We start from the raw sequence: 16,130 nt of genomic DNA, 5'->3' as shown, positions 1-16,130 counted from the left end.
ATTATCTACCTAATAGCGAAAGTCCATGACTATCTGTTCCGCATGTTTTTAGCATTGAATATTTATCTGCTAATTTATCTATTTCTGAACATACAAATAAACTAGGATTCCATACTTCATTAAGTTCATAATCGTACCAAACCTCTATTCCATCAATACCTTGTATTTTGGCCTCTGGAATTAATTTATAAAAGGGAATCCTGTATCTCGCTGGATGAGCAAGAAATGATAAACCACCAGCTAAATTTATTGCTTTTATGACTGATTTAATATTTAAATCATTACCTATTGGAGATTCTCCAAGGATGTAGGGATTTAGGTATTTACTTTTTATATCTATTCCCAATCCAATTACATGTACTAAACATCCTAAAATCAAACAATTAATTTCTATTCCCGAAATTAATGTAAAAGAATCTTTAGGATAATTTTTGAGTATATTATTTTTTTTTATATACTCATGAGCTTTAATTGTATGATGATCGGTTATGGATAAAAATTTCAAGTTATTTTTATAAGCTTGTTCTAAAAGTTCATATGGATCTAAACTTCCATCACTAAATTTTGTATGACAGTGAAAATTAATATTTTTAGGACAACTATTTTTATTAATATTGGAAGTTAATTTTACTAAGTCTTCCCTATTCATTACTTAATGAATTCTCATTTTTCTTTCTAATCTTTGCATATAATTGTATTGAAGCCAACATGAAAATAATTAGTCCAACTACGCTCCATGTAGCAACACTAGTTGGAAAATTATTTTTAAAAATAACTAAAAGTACAATTATAAATAATAATAAAGTAGGCAATTCATTTAATAATCTAAGGTTTTTTGCTGAAATTGTTGAAGTATCATTTTGCAATGAATACATTATTTTATAACAAAAAGAATGATAAATTACTAATCCCAAAACAAAAGAAATTTTAATTTGCAACCACTTCTCACTTAACCAACTTGGTTGCATAATAACCATGCAAATAGCCATACTTAAGGCTAATATCATCCCAGGTGTTGTGATTATATTCGCCAGCCTTTTTTCCATCAAGGTGTATTGTTTATTAAAGGCAATTTTTAATTCATTATCCATATTTTTAGATTCTTCATGATATATAAAAAGTCTTACTAAATAAAAAAGTCCCGCAAACCAAACGATTACACCAATAATGTGAAGTGATTTAAACCAGAGATATGCTTCAGCTGCCAAATTACTAGATTAATTTAAAAATATATATTTTTAATATAGTTATATTTAACAATATCAAGAAATCTATTTTTCAAAAATTAATTAATATTTATAACTCGTTAAAATATTCATATATATCATTTACTGAATTTTTTCCAAGTCCTTTAACTTTTGATAAATCCTCTTTACTAGCTATTCTTATCGCGTCTATTGATTTAAAATGCTCAAGCAATTCTCTTATTCTTGATGGTCCTAATCCACTGATTTGGGACAATTGAGATCTATTCATTCTTTTAGATCTTTTGTCTCTATGAAAAGATAATGCAAATCTATGTGCTTCATCTCTTACTCTTCTTAATAGAAGAACTCCTTTTTGATTTTCATCAGTATCAAGAGACTTAGTAAATCCTGGAATAAATATTTCTTCATTTTTTTTTGCCAATGAACATATAGTTACTTCTTCCTCAAGATTTAATTCTTTTAATGCTTTAATAGCTGCATTTAACTGTCCTTTTCCTCCATCAATCATTATTAAATCAGGCCAATCTGATAGAAGTTCATTGTCTAATTTACTATTCGTTTTATCATTTAATATTGAAAAATCCCCTCCGCTTTTTTTAAAGCTTGACCATTTTTTAAACCTTCTATGTATTACTTCATATATCGAAGCAAAATCATCACTATGTCCTATAAAAACGTTTGGATCTTTAATTTTATATTTCCTATAATGCTGTTTAGAAGGAATCCCATCAATAAAAACGACTTGTGATGCTACAGGGTCACTACCTTGAATATGGCTTATATCATAACCTTCAATTCTTTTAGGTTGTTCGCTTAATTCAAGGATTTGGGCAAGATCCTCAATTGATGATTCATTATCTTGTATCCCATTTAATATTCTATCTAATTCCAATTTCGCATTTTTTAAAACCATTTCTACAGTTTCATGTTTTTTATTTCTTTTTGGGATTAGGATTTTTACTTTCTTTTTTCTTAGCTCCGTTAACCAATCCTCTATGGTTGCTTGTTTTGGAAGGTTATATTGAATAAGAATTTCTGATGGTATTTCTACAGGTTCAACATTCATATAATGCTCTTCTAATATCTTTTGTAAAATAAGATTTTCATCTTCATTATTTAATTTTTGACTATAGCCAATTCTCCCAATGAGCTTACCAGATCTCATTTGGAAAATTTGTATACTAGCTACATTTTTTTCTGAAACTATTCCAAATATATCTCTATTAATTGAAGAATCTGGTATTGATATTTTTTGTGATTCAGTTAGTAATTTTAAACCTGAAATTTGGTCCCTTATTTTTGCTGCATTCTCATAATCTAAATCATTTGAAAATTGCAGCATTTTTTTTTGTAAAAATAGTTCTAAGTCATCATTTCTTCCCTGAAATATCATAGATACTTGTTTCATTATTTTTTTATAATCGTCAGATGATATAACTTCTTGGCAAACACCTGGACATCGTCCTATTGAATAATTCAAACAAGTTCTATCTTTATAGACTGGCCTTGGTCTTTGTCTAAGTGGAAATATTTTTTTTATCGTAAATAATGTTCTCCTTAATAATCCGACATCAACATAAGGTCCATAATATCTATCTAAATTATTTCTATTTCTTCTTCTTCTTGTAATAAATATTCTAGGATATTTTTCACTCCAAGTTATACAAAGATATGGATATTTCTTATCATCCTTTAAAAGAATATTAAAATATGGTTTGTTTGTTTTAATTAAATTTGACTCTAAATTTAATGCTTCATATTCGCTATCTGTGACTATTATTTCTATTTCAGTTATTTGACGAACCATCAAACTTAATCGAGGAGTTAAATCTGAATAATTATTGAAATAACTACTTACTCTACTGCGTAGTTTTTTAGATTTACCGATATAAAGTAAGTTATTATCAATATCTTTAAAAAGATAACAACCAGATGACTTTGGAATTTCGGATAATCTTGATTTTAATAACTCCTTATTATTAATTAATTTATATTCAATTTTAAAATTATATTTGTTATTTATTTTTTCGATAGAGGAATTACTCATTTATAATGATTAACCTCCATAATTCCAGCCAGTTGAAGATAAATTTAGTGAGTCAACATCATTATTCAGATAAGCAGATTGAACCTCTCCTACAAAAACGGTATGGTCTCCATGCATAACACTTCCAACAACATTACATTCAACACCACCAACACTATCAACTAAAATAGGCAATCCAAGCTCACCTAAATTAAATTCAACAGATTCAAATCTACCTCCTAATGCTTTTTGAGGTTTAAAGAAAACAGCTGCTAGATCCTTTTGATCACTTTTGAGCACATTTAATGAGAACTTATTGGTTGACTCTATTATTTCATGACTAGAACCCTCTGCTCTAACAGCCATTACAACTAATGGTGGAGTGAAAGAACCTTGAGTCACCCAACTTGCAGTAAATCCATTCACTTCATTTTTATCCTCGTCTCTAACGCCACAAATAAATAATCCATGAGGTATTTTTCTTAATAAGATTTTTTTTGCTTCTAGATTTAATGTCATAATTGATTTAACTAATAATCTTATTTTAACTAAATTTCTTATTCGATCATAATAAATTCATGAAAATTCTTTATCCAGGTACATTTGATCCTTTAACAAATGGGCATCTTGATTTAATAGAAAGGGCTGAAAAAATATTTGGCAATCTAGTAGTTGCTGTTTTAGAAAATACCTCTAAAACACCAACATTTAATCTTGAAAGAAGAATAATACAAATAAAAAATTCTCTTTCTCATTTACCTAATATTGAAGTTATTTCTTACTCTGGTCTTACTGTTGATTGTGCAAATGATCTAAAAGCTAATCTTATTCTTAGAGGCTTAAGAGCAATGAGTGATTTTGAGTATGAACTTCAGATTGCTCATACAAATAAATCTCTTAATAATGATATTGAAACTATATTTTTATCTACAAATACAAATTATAGTTTTCTTAGTAGTTCTTTAGTAAAAGAAGTTGCAAAATTTGGTGGTGAAATTAATCACATGGTACCCCCCTCTGTTGAGAGGGATTTAAAAGAATATTTTAAATAATATTTTTTTTAACAGGATTTCAAGTAATAAAGATCACGTAATAATTTAAAAGCTTTTTCTTTATCAATTTTATTAGAATTTTGGATAATGCTTATAATTATTGGCTTGTCATTTTTATATAAAAAGCCAGATAATGCAAAGACATTTGAAAGAGTCCCAGTTTTGCCAAAAAACTTTCCAGACAATTCACTATTTACAAATCTTTTAGCTAATGTTCCTCTCACTCCTGTAATTGAAAGTGTAGATTGATAAGCTTTAAAATCATTAAAATATCTCATTTTATCTAAAAACAATACAACTAACTTTGTTGTAATTTTATTTTTTCGTGACAATCCACTAGCATCTGCAAAGTATGAATTAGTTGCTGGAAGGCCTTTATTTTCAAGCCATCTTTTCAATTTTATATAGTTATTATCGTTCCATGTATTTGAGGCATTTTTAAAAAGAGATTCAGCCGTAAAATTATGGCTTTCAGAATTTGTTAGAGTTAATAATGAAAGAATTGGAGTTGAATATACTTTATTTATCTCTTTAATATTTTTTAAATAAAAAGTTTTTTCTGAATCAAGAAAATCTATATTTATTTTTGAATTTGGAAATTTATTTTTTAAATAATTTTTAATAAAATTTTTTAATGCATAAATATCATCATATTTATTGTGATTACTTTCTATTGCAAGAGATGTAATTGGAGATCCATATTCGTAAAGTTTATCTGTATTTGTCCAACCATTAGGCCAATATAATTTTGAATCAATTTCTACAATATTAAAGTTAATAATTTTATTTTCTTTAACATTTGAAATTAGTTCGATTATATGATCATAATTAAGATCTGGATCACCTTGACCGTATAAATAATAATCGTTTTTATTTTTGAATAAGGAAGTTTTTAAATTATTATTTAATTTATATTTACTTAAAACATAAGCTGATGATAATAATTTTTGGTTAGATGCTGGCAACCTTGGAACATCCTCATTGTAGGAACTTATTATTTCCCCTTTATTATTAATAATTGATACACTAAAAGAATCATCAAGCGTTTGATTCAATAAAGCATCATAAGTAGGACATATTTTGTTTTTAGTAATTATTCCCGGGAAATTAAAATAAATACTATTTAAAATAGTTATTTTCTGTTTTGCTAGTAAATATCTTATTAAGAAAGGAGATGTTACTAATACAAGAACAATAAAGAAAAATGAATATATTTTTTTTATCACATTCAATCTATAAATTTACAAAAATAGATTCATTGTCGGGTTTAATTTCAAATTCTTTTTTAAAAAAATATCTTTTATTTTCTTCTTTGAAAAGCAACCAGTTATTTGGATAAATATGCATAAGAGCAGCTTTATTTAAAGGCTGTAGAAAATAAATATTTTTCCATGTTTTGACAAAGTTTTTACGTCGCTCTCTAATAACACTTCCTATACCAATATTGGCATCTTCAAATTTTGGATTTAATGAATAATGCGTACCTTGATAATTATCAGACATTCGTTCAAATGAATCGAAATCATATGGCTGAGGTAGTATCGATATCATTGCACTATCAATATTATTTATATTATTTGATTCATTAAATGATTTAAAAGTAAAGATTTTATCTTTGATATCTGGATAGTCTCTTTGAGCCAAAGCCACAGCACCTTGGTCAGCAAATGTTATGAATACATTATTATTTTTAGACAATATCTTGTAGATAGTTATTCCAATTCTGTTAAACTTCAACCCTTCAAAATTAAATTCTATAGTAAATCTTTTATTTGAATCTAATAAACTTGGAATAATTGCATCCTCCATATTCTTAAGAGATTCATTTAAATCTTTAGGTAGTCTGTAATTGGTTTCCATTAAAATTTGTCAATACATATTTGAATAAGTTCTAAAAATTTATCTATTTCTGACTTATTGTTTATTGAACCTAAAGTAACACGAATATTTGAATATAGTTCATCATCTTTTAAACCAATATTTTTAAGTGTTGAGCTAGGTTTCCCAGATGAGCTTGAACAAGCACTTCCACTACTTATGGCTATTTTATTTTCTGACATGAAATTAACAATCTTATAGGCCCTTATAGGCTCAAATAGTTTATTTAATAGTAGAAAAGAAATATGACTGGGAAGTCTATGGTTAATACTACCCGTAATCTTTATATGATTATTATCTTTAATTTTTTGAAAAAAATAATTTTTAAGTTTATTAATATTATTAGAAGGAAATTCAGTTATGTATTCATATAATTTTATTTTTCCTTCAATATTCTTTAATGATTCATACATTCCAGCGATTAATGGCAAAGCTTGTGTACCTTGTCTAATTGAAAATTCCTGAGTAAGTGATATGTCCTTATTTTTTAAAATTTGTCTAGACTTTTCTTTTGTTAAAAGAATACCGATCCCTTTTGGACCTCCAAATTTATGAGCGGATAAACTTAAAAAATCACATTTAAGATCTTTCCAACTGAATATTCCATTACTTAATATTTGAGTTCCATCTAAATGAAACATTATATTTAATTCTTCACATTTGGAACCAATAAATTGGACAGGTTGTATTGTCCCAATTTCACTTTGTCCCCAAATAATTGATACAAGCTTAGTATCATTGTTTAAAAATTTTTCAATATTAGAAATATTTAAAATTCCATCATTATTTACCATCCATTCATAAATATCCCAATTTTGTTTTCTTAGTTTATTAGCACAAATAGTTGTTGCTTGATGTTCAACATTTGAAATAACAATCCTACCATTTTTAAATTTCTCATAAATATTATTAAATACAATATTTGTCGATTCCGAAGAACCAGATGTAAAAATTATATCCTCAGGATCTGCTTCAAATATATAAGCAATTTTAGATCTAATTTTTTCAAGATATGTAGAGCATTTTATCCCTAGCTCATATGTAGATGAAGGGTTATGCCAATAATTCCTATAAGTTGAATTAATTATATTTAAAACATTCTCAGATAACGGAGTTGTGGATGCATTATCTAAATAGATAAAATTATTTTCCATTAATTTACTAACATTGATCCTGAGAAAACCTTTTTAGCATTACCGGTCATCATTACTTCACAATCGTCTTTTGACCAATCAATTTTAAGATTACCTCCTGGTAAGGTTACTATGGTTTGTGAATTACAAAGGCCTAATTTATAAGCTGCCACATGGATAGCACAGGCACCTGTTCCACAAGCTAAGGTTGGTCCTGCACCCCTTTCCCATACTTTTACTTTGATATTATCTCTATTTAAAATTTGACAAAAATGCACATTAGTTTTTTCAGGAAATAATTCATTCTTTTCAAATATAGGACCAAGTCTGGAAAGAACAATTGACTCTATGTCTTTTACAAAGAATATTAAATGAGGATTTCCCATTCCTACGGCATAACCCATATTATTAAAATCTTTCTCAATAAATTCATGTGAAGGAATTGAATTTATTTTTTTTTCAATTGTTGTTGGAATATTTTGACATTCTAAAATTGGAACTCCCATTTTTACTGTAATTTCATCATTTATATATTTTGCAATTTTTAAACCTGCTTTAGTCTCAATTTTATATTCTATATTTTTATTATTCATTGAATCATTTACGTGGAGATACTCAACTAAACACCTAATTCCGTTTCCACACATTTGTGCTTCAGAACCATCAGAATTAAAAATTATCATTTTTGCATAATTATCTTCATTAGGTTCTTCTATAAAAATCAAACCATCTGCTCCAACACCAAATTGCCTGTTGCAAATTTTTTCTATATCAAATATTTTATTTGTCTTGTAATTTTTATATAATTCATTTCCTCTAGAATCTATTATTACGAAATCATTGCCGTTACCTTGATATTTTTCAAAAGTTATATTTTTCATTTGTAATTCATATATCTTAAATTTTAATTATAAATTATTCCTTTTAACAATCTATTTCTATTTTATACAATGGATATTAAAATAATAATTTAACAAATAAAAATTAAGTGATTTCTCCCGATAAACAATATGAGGCTGATACCAATTTATATAATCCATCTGAAATAGAAAAAAAATGGCAGTCAATATGGACAGAAAACAATTTATACAAAACCGATGAATTAACTGAGAATAGCGATAAATTTTATGCCTTATCAATGTTTCCCTACCCTTCAGGTAATCTTCATATGGGACATGTTAGGAATTATGTTATTACAGACTTAATAGCTCGATTCCAAAGGTTTAAGGGTAAATCTGTCTTACATCCAATGGGTTGGGACGCTTTTGGTTTGCCTGCTGAAAATGCTGCGATTGAAAGAGGAATTAGTCCAAGTGTCTGGACTAAAAAAAATATTTCTCATATGAAGTCACAATTAAAGCTTTTGGGACTATCAGTTGATTGGGATAGGGAATTTGCAACATGTGATGAAAATTATTATATTTGGACTCAATATCTATTTTTAGAGTTATACAAGGCAGGTCTTGTATATCAAAAGGAATCAGAAGTTAATTGGGATCCTATAGATAATACAGTCCTAGCGAATGAACAAGTTGACTCAGAGGGTAAATCTTGGAGATCTGGGGCAGTAGTTGAAAAAAAATTATTAAAGCAATGGTTTTTAAGAATTACTAATTATGCGGATGAGTTATTGAAGGATTTAGAAAAATTAGATAACTGGCCAGAAAGAGTAAAAATAATGCAAGATAATTGGATTGGAAAGTCAATTGGTGCAAATATTAATTTCAATATCAATACCAATCCAGAAAAGAAAATAACTGCATTTACAACAAGGCCAGATACTTTATTTGGAGTTACTTATTTAGCAATTTCTGTTAATCATTCATTAATTAAAAAAATTACTGATCAAGAAACTATACAAGATATAGAAAATCTTAAACAATATTTGAAAAATAATAAAAATAATGAACTTGAAAAAATTGGAATAAAAACTAGCTTAATAGCAATAAATCCAGTTAATTCTGAACCTATACCTATTTGGGTGGCTAGTTATGTTCTTGATGAATACGGTACAGGCGCTGTTATGGGTGTACCTGCTCATGATTTAAGGGATTTTGAGTTTGCTAAGAAAAACAATATAGATATTAAACAGGTAATAGTAAAGGATAAAAGTGAACAAAGTAAGGAGCTTGATAATGCTTATGTAGAAAATGGATATCTAATTAATTCAAATGAATACAATGGTATAGCAAATTCTATTGCTAAATTAAAAATTGCAGAGGAGGGAGTAAATAATGGATGGGCCGAAAATAAAATTCAATATCGTTTAAGAGATTGGTTAATATCTAGACAAAGATATTGGGGATGTCCGATACCCATCGTTAATTGCAAAAAATGTGGAACTGTTCCTTTAAACCAATCGGATTTGCCTGTTTCATTACCAAAAGATATAGAAATCTCCGCTAACAAGATTAATGCTTTAGGTAATAATAATAATTGGATAAATACAACATGTCCAAAATGTGGAATAGCGGCAAGAAAAGAAACTGATACTATGGACACTTTCATGTGTTCATCTTGGTATTTTTTAAGATACCCATCTTCAAAATGTTCAACTAAGCCATTTGAAAAGAATGAAATTAATAAGTGGTTACCTGTAGATCAATATGTTGGAGGAGTAGAGCATGCAATATTGCATTTGTTATATGCAAGATTTTTCACTAAAGCTTTACGAGATAATGAACTATTTGATATTGATGAACCTTTCAAAAAACTATTAACGCAAGGAATGGTTCAGGCCGCAGCCTATAAAAACAATAAAACTGGTAAATATGTTTCTCCTTCCGATATTACTGACTTATCAAATCCTACAGATCCAATTGACAATTCTAAACTCGAAGTTCTTTTCGAGAAGATGTCTAAGTCTAAATATAATGGAATAGACCCTGAATCAGTAATTAAAAAATATGGAGCAGATACAGCAAGAATGTTTATATTATTTAAAGCACCACCAGAAAAAGATTTGGAATGGGGAGATACAGATGTTGAAGGACAATTTAGATTTTTAAGTAGGATTTGGAAGCTTTATATAAATTGTGCAAAAGATATAAATAGTAAATCTAATTCCTATCCAGATAAAGAAAAAAGTTTAATAAAGTCAATGAATATTGCTATAAAAGAAATTTCAAATGACATATTAAATAACCAATTTAATACTGCGATTTCAGAACTAATGAAGTTTTATAATTCATTATCAAATTCCATTAATGACATAAACAATAATTTAAAAATTGATGCTTTAAAAACATTTTGTATTTTGTTGGCTCCATTTGCACCTCATATTGCAGAAGAAATATGGCATCTTATAGGATTTAAAAAATCTGTACATTTAGAACACTGGCCTTCCTTTAATGCCGAGGCACTAAAGGAAGATTCATATGAACTAGTAATACAAGTGAATGGAAAAGTTAGAGACAAAGTAACTATTAATAATGATATGAGTGAAGATCAAATTAAAGAATTGACTCTTAAAAGACCTAACATATTAAAATGGACTCAAGATAAGGAAATAAGAAAAATAATTATTGTTAAAGGAAAAATAATGAATATTGTTGTTTAAGAATTTATTTTTTGAATAACTAATGAATTTGGATTTGACCAATCGCCCTTAACTAAATAACTATCATTAGCGAAACACATTTCACGGAGTATAAAAAATATAGGTTCACTAACTGACTTATCAAATAATGATGTTATGTCATTTATAGAATATTCTCCACCTTCATCTAATAAATTACTTACTTTTTGTTGATACTCAATAATATTTGCAGCTGCTTTCTTTCCAGCTTCAACTCCAGGTTGATCATATGCATTTATATTTACCAATTCAGCGTAGAAGGATACAGCCCTCTCAAATAAAGCGATTAAGGCACCTAGTGAAAAACAATTTAACTTTTCTAACGTAATAGTGATACTTTGTCGGTTTTCACTAGAGAGTGCTGATCTTGTTCCTTGCAAAAAACCAGAAAGATATTCTTTAGGATTCTCTTTTTCATCAAATATATTAGTAGATGGAGAATCTAATAATTCAATAAAAATACAAAAGAAATTATCAATACCATCTCTCAGTTGCTGAACATAAGCATGCTGATCTGTAGATCCTTTATTACCAAAAACGGAAATACCTTGATTAACTACTTGACCATTCCTATTAAATTTCTTTCCTAATGATTCCATTACTAATTGCTGAAGATATTTACTAAATACCTGTAACCTATCTCTATAAGGTAATACGACCATATCTCTCTTTCCAATACCATCCCCAGTTAAATACCATGCGGATGATAATAGTGCTGCTGGATTATTTTTAAAATCACTTATACGTGTGGCTTCATCCATTAATGATGCACCTCTGATAAATTCAGAGATATTTTCATTAATAAGAGCTAATGGAAGTAATCCTACAGAACTTGTAATACTAGTTCTTCCACCAACCCAATCTTGCAAATTAAATATTTTTAACCAATTTTCAGAAGTAGCTTTTTTAAATAACTTACTACCTTTCATAGTTATAGCTATAGCATTAGAATTCCATTCAAGAGAATTGTTTTCGCAGTGACTTTTAATAATTTCCATAGCAATTCTAGGTTCAGGCGTACCACCTGATTTGCTTACTACTACAAATAATGTTGTTGATAATTTTTCAGATAACTCTTCTAACTTTTCGCTAATTAAAAAAGGATCAACATTATCGATATAAGAAAAATTTAAGCCTTTAGAACACTTCTGCAGTGACTCTGTAATAAGTAATGGTCCTAATCCACTTCCACCAATTCCTATCCAAAGAACATCAGTATACATCTGATTATTCTTATTCTTAATATCCCCATTTAAAATTTGTTTTCCAAATTCAGAGATTGAATTAATATCTGCTCTAATTTCTTCTCCTATTTTTGAAGAGGGTGAAATTGATGGATTTCTAAGCCAATAATGTCCAACTTGTCTATTTTCATCAATATTTGAGATTGCACCATTTTCTAATTCTTTTATTGATGAAAAAACATCTTTAAATTTATCTTCTAAATTCTTTATCTCTTTACTTGTGAAATTAATTTTGCTTATGTCTAACCAAATATTTAATTTTTTATCAAACCAAAGATAATTACAAAATTTATCCCAAGAGTTTAAATCTCCATTCATTTTATATATTTGTTTCTTTTATTTATTATTCAATTATATCTATACGAATAGTACATAGATTTGAATCATTTAAATTTGTTTAAATTATTATCTTCAAATAAATATGTTTTTGAATATAAACAATTAAAATTGAGGGTTTTTTTTATTTCATATGAATTTATCATTGGATAAAATAAAAAAATTTTGGATAGATCATTTAATTACATAATTTCGCCTGAGATATCTGAATTTAGAAGATTTACACCAAAATTAAAAATAGGTGTACTTGCTTCTGGGAAAGGAACTAACTTTCAGGAATTAATTAATCTCTCAGAAAAAGGAGAATTAGATATCGATATAAAAGTTTTAATTACTAACAAAGATGAAGCCGGTTGTATAAAAAGAGCTGAAAGTAAAAAAATACCTCACAAAATTATAAGAGGCAAAGACTTTCTACAAAAAGAAGCTTTTGAATTAGAAATTCTAAATACTTTAATTCATTACGATGTTGAACTTGTTGTTATGGCAGGCTGGATGAAAATTGTTTCTCCATTTTTTATTAATAAATTTAAGAATAAGATAATAAATATTCACCCTTCATTACTTCCTGCATATAAAGGTGGTTCCGCGATAAAGGACTCTATATTAAATGGTTCAAAAATAACTGGTTGTTCCGTACATTTTGTAGAAGAGGAGGTAGATAGTGGATCATTGATAATGCAAGCTGCATTGTCTATTAGGAATGATGATGATATTGAATCACTTACCAAAAGAATACAAATGCTTGAGCATAAAATTTTACCTTACTCAATCTCTCAAGCTGGGTTTTTGATAAGAAGTAATTTTATGGAAAATTATTAGTTAAATCAAGACCTTCATCCATTGAAAAGCCACTCATAATATTTAAATTTTGAATTGCTTGCCCAGTCTGACCTTTTAACAAATTATCAATTACAGATAAAATAATAATCCTTCCATTACGAATATCAACTTTTACAGAAAGGAAAATTTGGTTTGTATTTTTAACCCATTTTGTTGAAGGGTATGTATCTACAGGTAATACTTTAATATTTTTAAAATTTCTGTAATAATTATCCAGAAGAATTCTGCAATCATCAGAGGTTAATCCTGGATCTCTTAATCTCCCATATATAGTCGAATGCATACCCCTTGAAATTGGAACCAAATGAGGAGTAAAAAGCAGTTCAATTTTATTCCCAGAAATTAAAGATGCTACTTGCTCGATCTCTGAGGTATGTCTATGGTTTATCAATCCATATGCTGATAGACCTTCTCCACATTCTGATAAGAGTAGCTTTTGGTTAGGTTCTCGACCGCCTCCAGAAGTTCCGCTTTTAGAATCAATTACTATACCTTCATTTTCAATAATTCCTTGCGAAAGATAAGGAGCTAGTGGAATAAGAGAAGATGTTGGATAACATCCTGGACAAGCTATTAATCTTCCTTTTGAAATCGCATCTTTATTTATTTCAGGGAGTCCGTAGACTGCCTCTTTACATAAATCATCATCATTTCTTTTATAAATAACAGCTTCTTTGGAATATACTTTTTTCCATTCATCTAAGGACTTATATCTGTAATCAGCAGATAAATCGATAACTTTAACTCCTCTATCTAATAATTCCCTTGTCAAAGTTGAAGATAGGCCATTTGGTAAGCAAAGCAATGCAACATCTGAATTGTTTGAAATATTCTCTACTGAAATTTCTTCTATATAAGGATCATTATCTAGATAAATAAAAGGGAAATTATCATTCCACTTTGATCCAGATGTTTTATTACCTCCTAAAAATGAAATTTTGTAGTTTTTATTTTTCTTTAAAAGATTTACCGCTTGAATACCGCCGTAACCAGTAGCACCTACTATTGCAACATTCATTTCTTTGAGTTGGCAGACTTTGAGATAGGATTATAAAGTGTTGAATTTAAGGTAACTAAAACACTATTTTTCTATATTGATAGGAATAATGAAAGAAACAAGTCCCAAATCAAATAATGGAACAATTTTGGATATAAATGAATCTTTTAAAATTGAATTTGATCCTATCAGCGATGCGTTGGCAGCGATAAGGAATGGTGAATGCATAATTGTGGTAGATGATGAAAGAAGAGAAAATGAAGGAGATTTAATTTGTGCGGCTCAGTTTGCAACTCCTCAGCAAATTAATTTTATGGCTACTGAGGGACGTGGTCTCATATGCCTAGCTATGCAAGGGGAAAAACTTGACTCTTTAGATTTACCATTAATGGTAGATAGAAATACAGATAAAAATCAAACAGCATTTACGATATCAATTGATGCTGGACCTGAAAATAACGTTTCTACTGGTATTTCTGCTGAAGACAGGGCTAAGACAATTCAAGTTGCTATAAACCCAAATACACAACCTGATGATTTAAGGCGGCCAGGACACATTTTTCCTTTAAGAGCTAAAAAAGGTGGGGTTTTAAAAAGGGCAGGTCATACAGAAGCAGCAGTAGATATTGCTTCAATGTCAGGTCTCTATCCCGCTGGAGTGATTTGTGAAATACAAAATCCTGACGGTTCCATGTCAAGACTGCCACAACTTAAAGAGTATGCAAAACAGTGGGGAATGAAATTAATATCAATAGCTGATTTAATAAGTTATCGGTTTCAAACAGAGAGATTTGTATTTAGAAAATCCGATGCAATTCTTCCAAGTATTTTTGGAAATTTCAAAGCTTATGGATATGTTAATGAACTTGATGGTTCAGAGCACGTTGCATTAGTTAAACAAAAATCATCAAAATTAAGCGAACCTGTACTAGTAAGAATGCATTCAGAGTGTTTAACTGGCGATGCTTTTGGATCATTACGATGTGATTGCAGACCACAGTTAGAGGCTGCATTATCAAGGATAGAAAAGGAGGAAGAGGGAGTAGTTGTTTATTTGAGACAAGAAGGCAGAGGAATTGGTCTAATTAATAAATTAAAAGCCTATAGTTTACAGGATGGTGGATTAGATACTGTAGAAGCTAATGAAAAATTAGGATTTCCAGCTGATCTAAGAAATTATGGAGTTGGAGCACAGATATTAACTGATCTAGGGATAAAAAAATTAAAATTACTGACAAACAATCCTAGAAAGATTGCTGGATTAGGTGGTTATGGAATAGAAGTTATTGAGAGAGTTCCATTAGTGATTTGTCCCAACGATAATAATGCAGAATATTTGAGTGTAAAAAAAACAAAGTTAGGCCACATGATTGATGAAGATAATACTAATTCCAGGAATATCGATCCATTTATATCAATTTTTCTTGACGGAAAATATAAATCTATTGATCTAGTTCCAATAAAAAATAATGTTATTAAATTCTGTAGAGATCAAAACATTAATATTAAACTTGAAAGTAGTCCAAGATTATTGGCTTTTTGGAATAGACCAAAATTAGTTTGGCGAATTTTACATGATCAGAATAGAACCAATTGCAACATTACTGATGAGGAAATAAAGAATATAGAATTATTTATTCAGTTTTTATACAAATATGAAAATAGTACAAATATTGGAATTATTGTTTCTAAAAACATTGAACAAGCATTACACCCAAAAAATAGCATCAAATTAATCAATACTAAATTTACTATTAATAATGAAATCTTATATTCATATACAAGAAAATTTAATTTAGATAAAGAGACATTTAGTATTGTTTTTGAAGGCTAAAT

The 16,130-nt window shown here is 28.4% G+C and carries 14 protein-coding genes; 4 read left to right on the top strand and 10 right to left on the bottom strand.

Annotated elements, in window-relative coordinates:
• Position 1: 1 nt before the first annotated feature.
• The 4 genes from HA143_RS04940 to HA143_RS04925 all read right to left on the bottom strand — a co-directional run bounded on the left by HA143_RS04940 (position 2) and on the right by HA143_RS04925 (position 3,753).
• Positions 2-649 (bottom strand): PHP domain-containing protein, encoded by a 648-nt coding sequence (locus HA143_RS04940; RefSeq protein ID WP_209083680.1) that lies wholly within the window; start codon positions 647-649, stop codon positions 2-4.
• The gene (gene hemJ / locus HA143_RS04935) at positions 642-1,208 is read right to left on the bottom strand and encodes a protoporphyrinogen oxidase HemJ (RefSeq protein WP_209083678.1); all 567 of its coding nucleotides are present in this window, start codon (positions 1,206-1,208) and stop codon (positions 642-644) included. Before hemJ ends, HA143_RS04940 begins: the two co-directional genes overlap by 8 nt.
• Before the next feature lie 88 nt (positions 1,209-1,296).
• The gene (gene uvrC, locus HA143_RS04930) at positions 1,297-3,255 is read right to left on the bottom strand and encodes an excinuclease ABC subunit UvrC (RefSeq protein WP_209083676.1); all 1,959 of its coding nucleotides are present in this window, start codon (positions 3,253-3,255) and stop codon (positions 1,297-1,299) included.
• A gap of 9 nt (positions 3,256-3,264) precedes the next feature.
• On the bottom strand, positions 3,265-3,753 hold the full coding sequence (locus tag HA143_RS04925) for a flavin reductase family protein (protein WP_209083674.1): 489 nt from the start codon (positions 3,751-3,753) through the stop codon (positions 3,265-3,267).
• A 59-nt stretch (positions 3,754-3,812) separates the two neighbouring features.
• Here HA143_RS04925 and coaD point away from each other — a divergent pair, with 59 nt between their 5' ends.
• The gene (gene coaD, locus HA143_RS04920; protein ID WP_025961160.1) at positions 3,813-4,286 is read left to right on the top strand and encodes a pantetheine-phosphate adenylyltransferase; all 474 of its coding nucleotides are present in this window, start codon (positions 3,813-3,815) and stop codon (positions 4,284-4,286) included.
• A gap of 8 nt (positions 4,287-4,294) precedes the next feature.
• Here coaD and HA143_RS04915 read toward each other — a convergent pair whose 3' ends face one another.
• The 4 genes from HA143_RS04915 to dapF are packed head-to-tail and all read right to left on the bottom strand — an operon-like array spanning position 4,295 to position 8,178.
• A complete protein-coding gene (locus HA143_RS04915) occupies positions 4,295-5,512 on the bottom strand; it encodes a D-alanyl-D-alanine carboxypeptidase (protein WP_209083672.1) in 1,218 nt (405 codons plus the stop codon).
• Positions 5,513-5,519: 7 nt separating this feature from the next.
• The gene (locus HA143_RS04910; protein WP_209083664.1) at positions 5,520-6,146 is read right to left on the bottom strand and encodes a DUF1995 family protein; all 627 of its coding nucleotides are present in this window, start codon (positions 6,144-6,146) and stop codon (positions 5,520-5,522) included.
• The gene (locus HA143_RS04905) at positions 6,146-7,318 is read right to left on the bottom strand and encodes a cysteine desulfurase family protein (RefSeq protein WP_209083655.1); all 1,173 of its coding nucleotides are present in this window, start codon (positions 7,316-7,318) and stop codon (positions 6,146-6,148) included. The genes HA143_RS04910 and HA143_RS04905 overlap by 1 nt, the downstream gene beginning before the upstream one ends.
• Positions 7,318-8,178: a diaminopimelate epimerase gene (dapF, locus tag HA143_RS04900; protein ID WP_209083653.1), complete on the bottom strand. Its 861-nt coding sequence runs from the start codon at positions 8,176-8,178 to the stop codon at positions 7,318-7,320. Before dapF ends, HA143_RS04905 begins: the two co-directional genes overlap by 1 nt.
• A gap of 107 nt (positions 8,179-8,285) precedes the next feature.
• On the opposite strand from dapF, the gene leuS reads away from it, so the two are divergent.
• A complete protein-coding gene (gene leuS / locus HA143_RS04895; protein ID WP_209083651.1) occupies positions 8,286-10,856 on the top strand; it encodes a leucine--tRNA ligase in 2,571 nt (856 codons plus the stop codon).
• Here leuS and HA143_RS04890 read toward each other — a convergent pair.
• The gene (locus HA143_RS04890) at positions 10,853-12,436 is read right to left on the bottom strand and encodes a glucose-6-phosphate isomerase (RefSeq protein ID WP_209083648.1); all 1,584 of its coding nucleotides are present in this window, start codon (positions 12,434-12,436) and stop codon (positions 10,853-10,855) included. The two genes, leuS and HA143_RS04890, sit on opposite strands and share 4 nt — an antisense overlap.
• A gap of 183 nt (positions 12,437-12,619) precedes the next feature.
• Here HA143_RS04890 and purN point away from each other — a divergent pair, with 183 nt between their 5' ends.
• Complete coding sequence (gene purN, locus HA143_RS04885; RefSeq protein ID WP_209083646.1) at positions 12,620-13,276, top strand: phosphoribosylglycinamide formyltransferase; 657 nt, start codon at positions 12,620-12,622, stop codon at positions 13,274-13,276.
• Here the strand turns inward: purN and argC are convergent.
• Positions 13,260-14,315 carry an N-acetyl-gamma-glutamyl-phosphate reductase gene (argC, locus tag HA143_RS04880; protein WP_209083644.1) on the bottom strand — a complete coding sequence of 352 codons (1,056 nt, stop codon included), beginning with the start codon at positions 14,313-14,315 and terminating at the stop codon, positions 13,260-13,262. The two genes, purN and argC, sit on opposite strands and share 17 nt — an antisense overlap.
• Before the next feature lie 88 nt (positions 14,316-14,403).
• Here argC and ribBA point away from each other — a divergent pair, with 88 nt between their 5' ends.
• On the top strand, positions 14,404-16,128 hold the full coding sequence (gene ribBA, locus HA143_RS04875) for a bifunctional 3,4-dihydroxy-2-butanone-4-phosphate synthase/GTP cyclohydrolase II (protein WP_245210855.1): 1,725 nt from the start codon (positions 14,404-14,406) through the stop codon (positions 16,126-16,128).
• The last annotated feature ends 2 nt before the right edge of the window (positions 16,129-16,130 follow it).

This window comes from Prochlorococcus marinus CUG1415 (assembly GCF_017696015.1).
GTDB lineage: Bacteria > Cyanobacteriota > Cyanobacteriia > PCC-6307 > Cyanobiaceae > Prochlorococcus_A > Prochlorococcus_A marinus_AE.
This window is presented reverse-complemented; position numbering and strand designations above follow the sequence as displayed.

Coding starts and splice junctions, on each gene's coding strand:
- HA143_RS04940 (WP_209083680.1), bottom strand. CDS start 649: ATGAATAGGGAAGACTTAGTAAAATTAACTTCCAATATTAATAAAAAT.
- uvrC (WP_209083676.1), bottom strand. CDS start 3,255: ATGAGTAATTCCTCTATCGAAAAAATAAATAACAAATATAATTTTAAA.
- HA143_RS04925 (WP_209083674.1), bottom strand. CDS start 3,753: ATGACATTAAATCTAGAAGCAAAAAAAATCTTATTAAGAAAAATACCT.
- coaD (WP_025961160.1), top strand. CDS start 3,813: ATGAAAATTCTTTATCCAGGTACATTTGATCCTTTAACAAATGGGCAT.
- HA143_RS04910 (WP_209083664.1), bottom strand. CDS start 6,146: ATGGAAACCAATTACAGACTACCTAAAGATTTAAATGAATCTCTTAAG.
- HA143_RS04905 (WP_209083655.1), bottom strand. CDS start 7,318: ATGGAAAATAATTTTATCTATTTAGATAATGCATCCACAACTCCGTTA.
- dapF (WP_209083653.1), bottom strand. CDS start 8,178: ATGAAAAATATAACTTTTGAAAAATATCAAGGTAACGGCAATGATTTC.
- HA143_RS04890 (WP_209083648.1), bottom strand. CDS start 12,436: ATGAATGGAGATTTAAACTCTTGGGATAAATTTTGTAATTATCTTTGG.
- argC (WP_209083644.1), bottom strand. CDS start 14,315: ATGAATGTTGCAATAGTAGGTGCTACTGGTTACGGCGGTATTCAAGCG.
- ribBA (WP_245210855.1), top strand. CDS start 14,404: ATGAAAGAAACAAGTCCCAAATCAAATAATGGAACAATTTTGGATATA.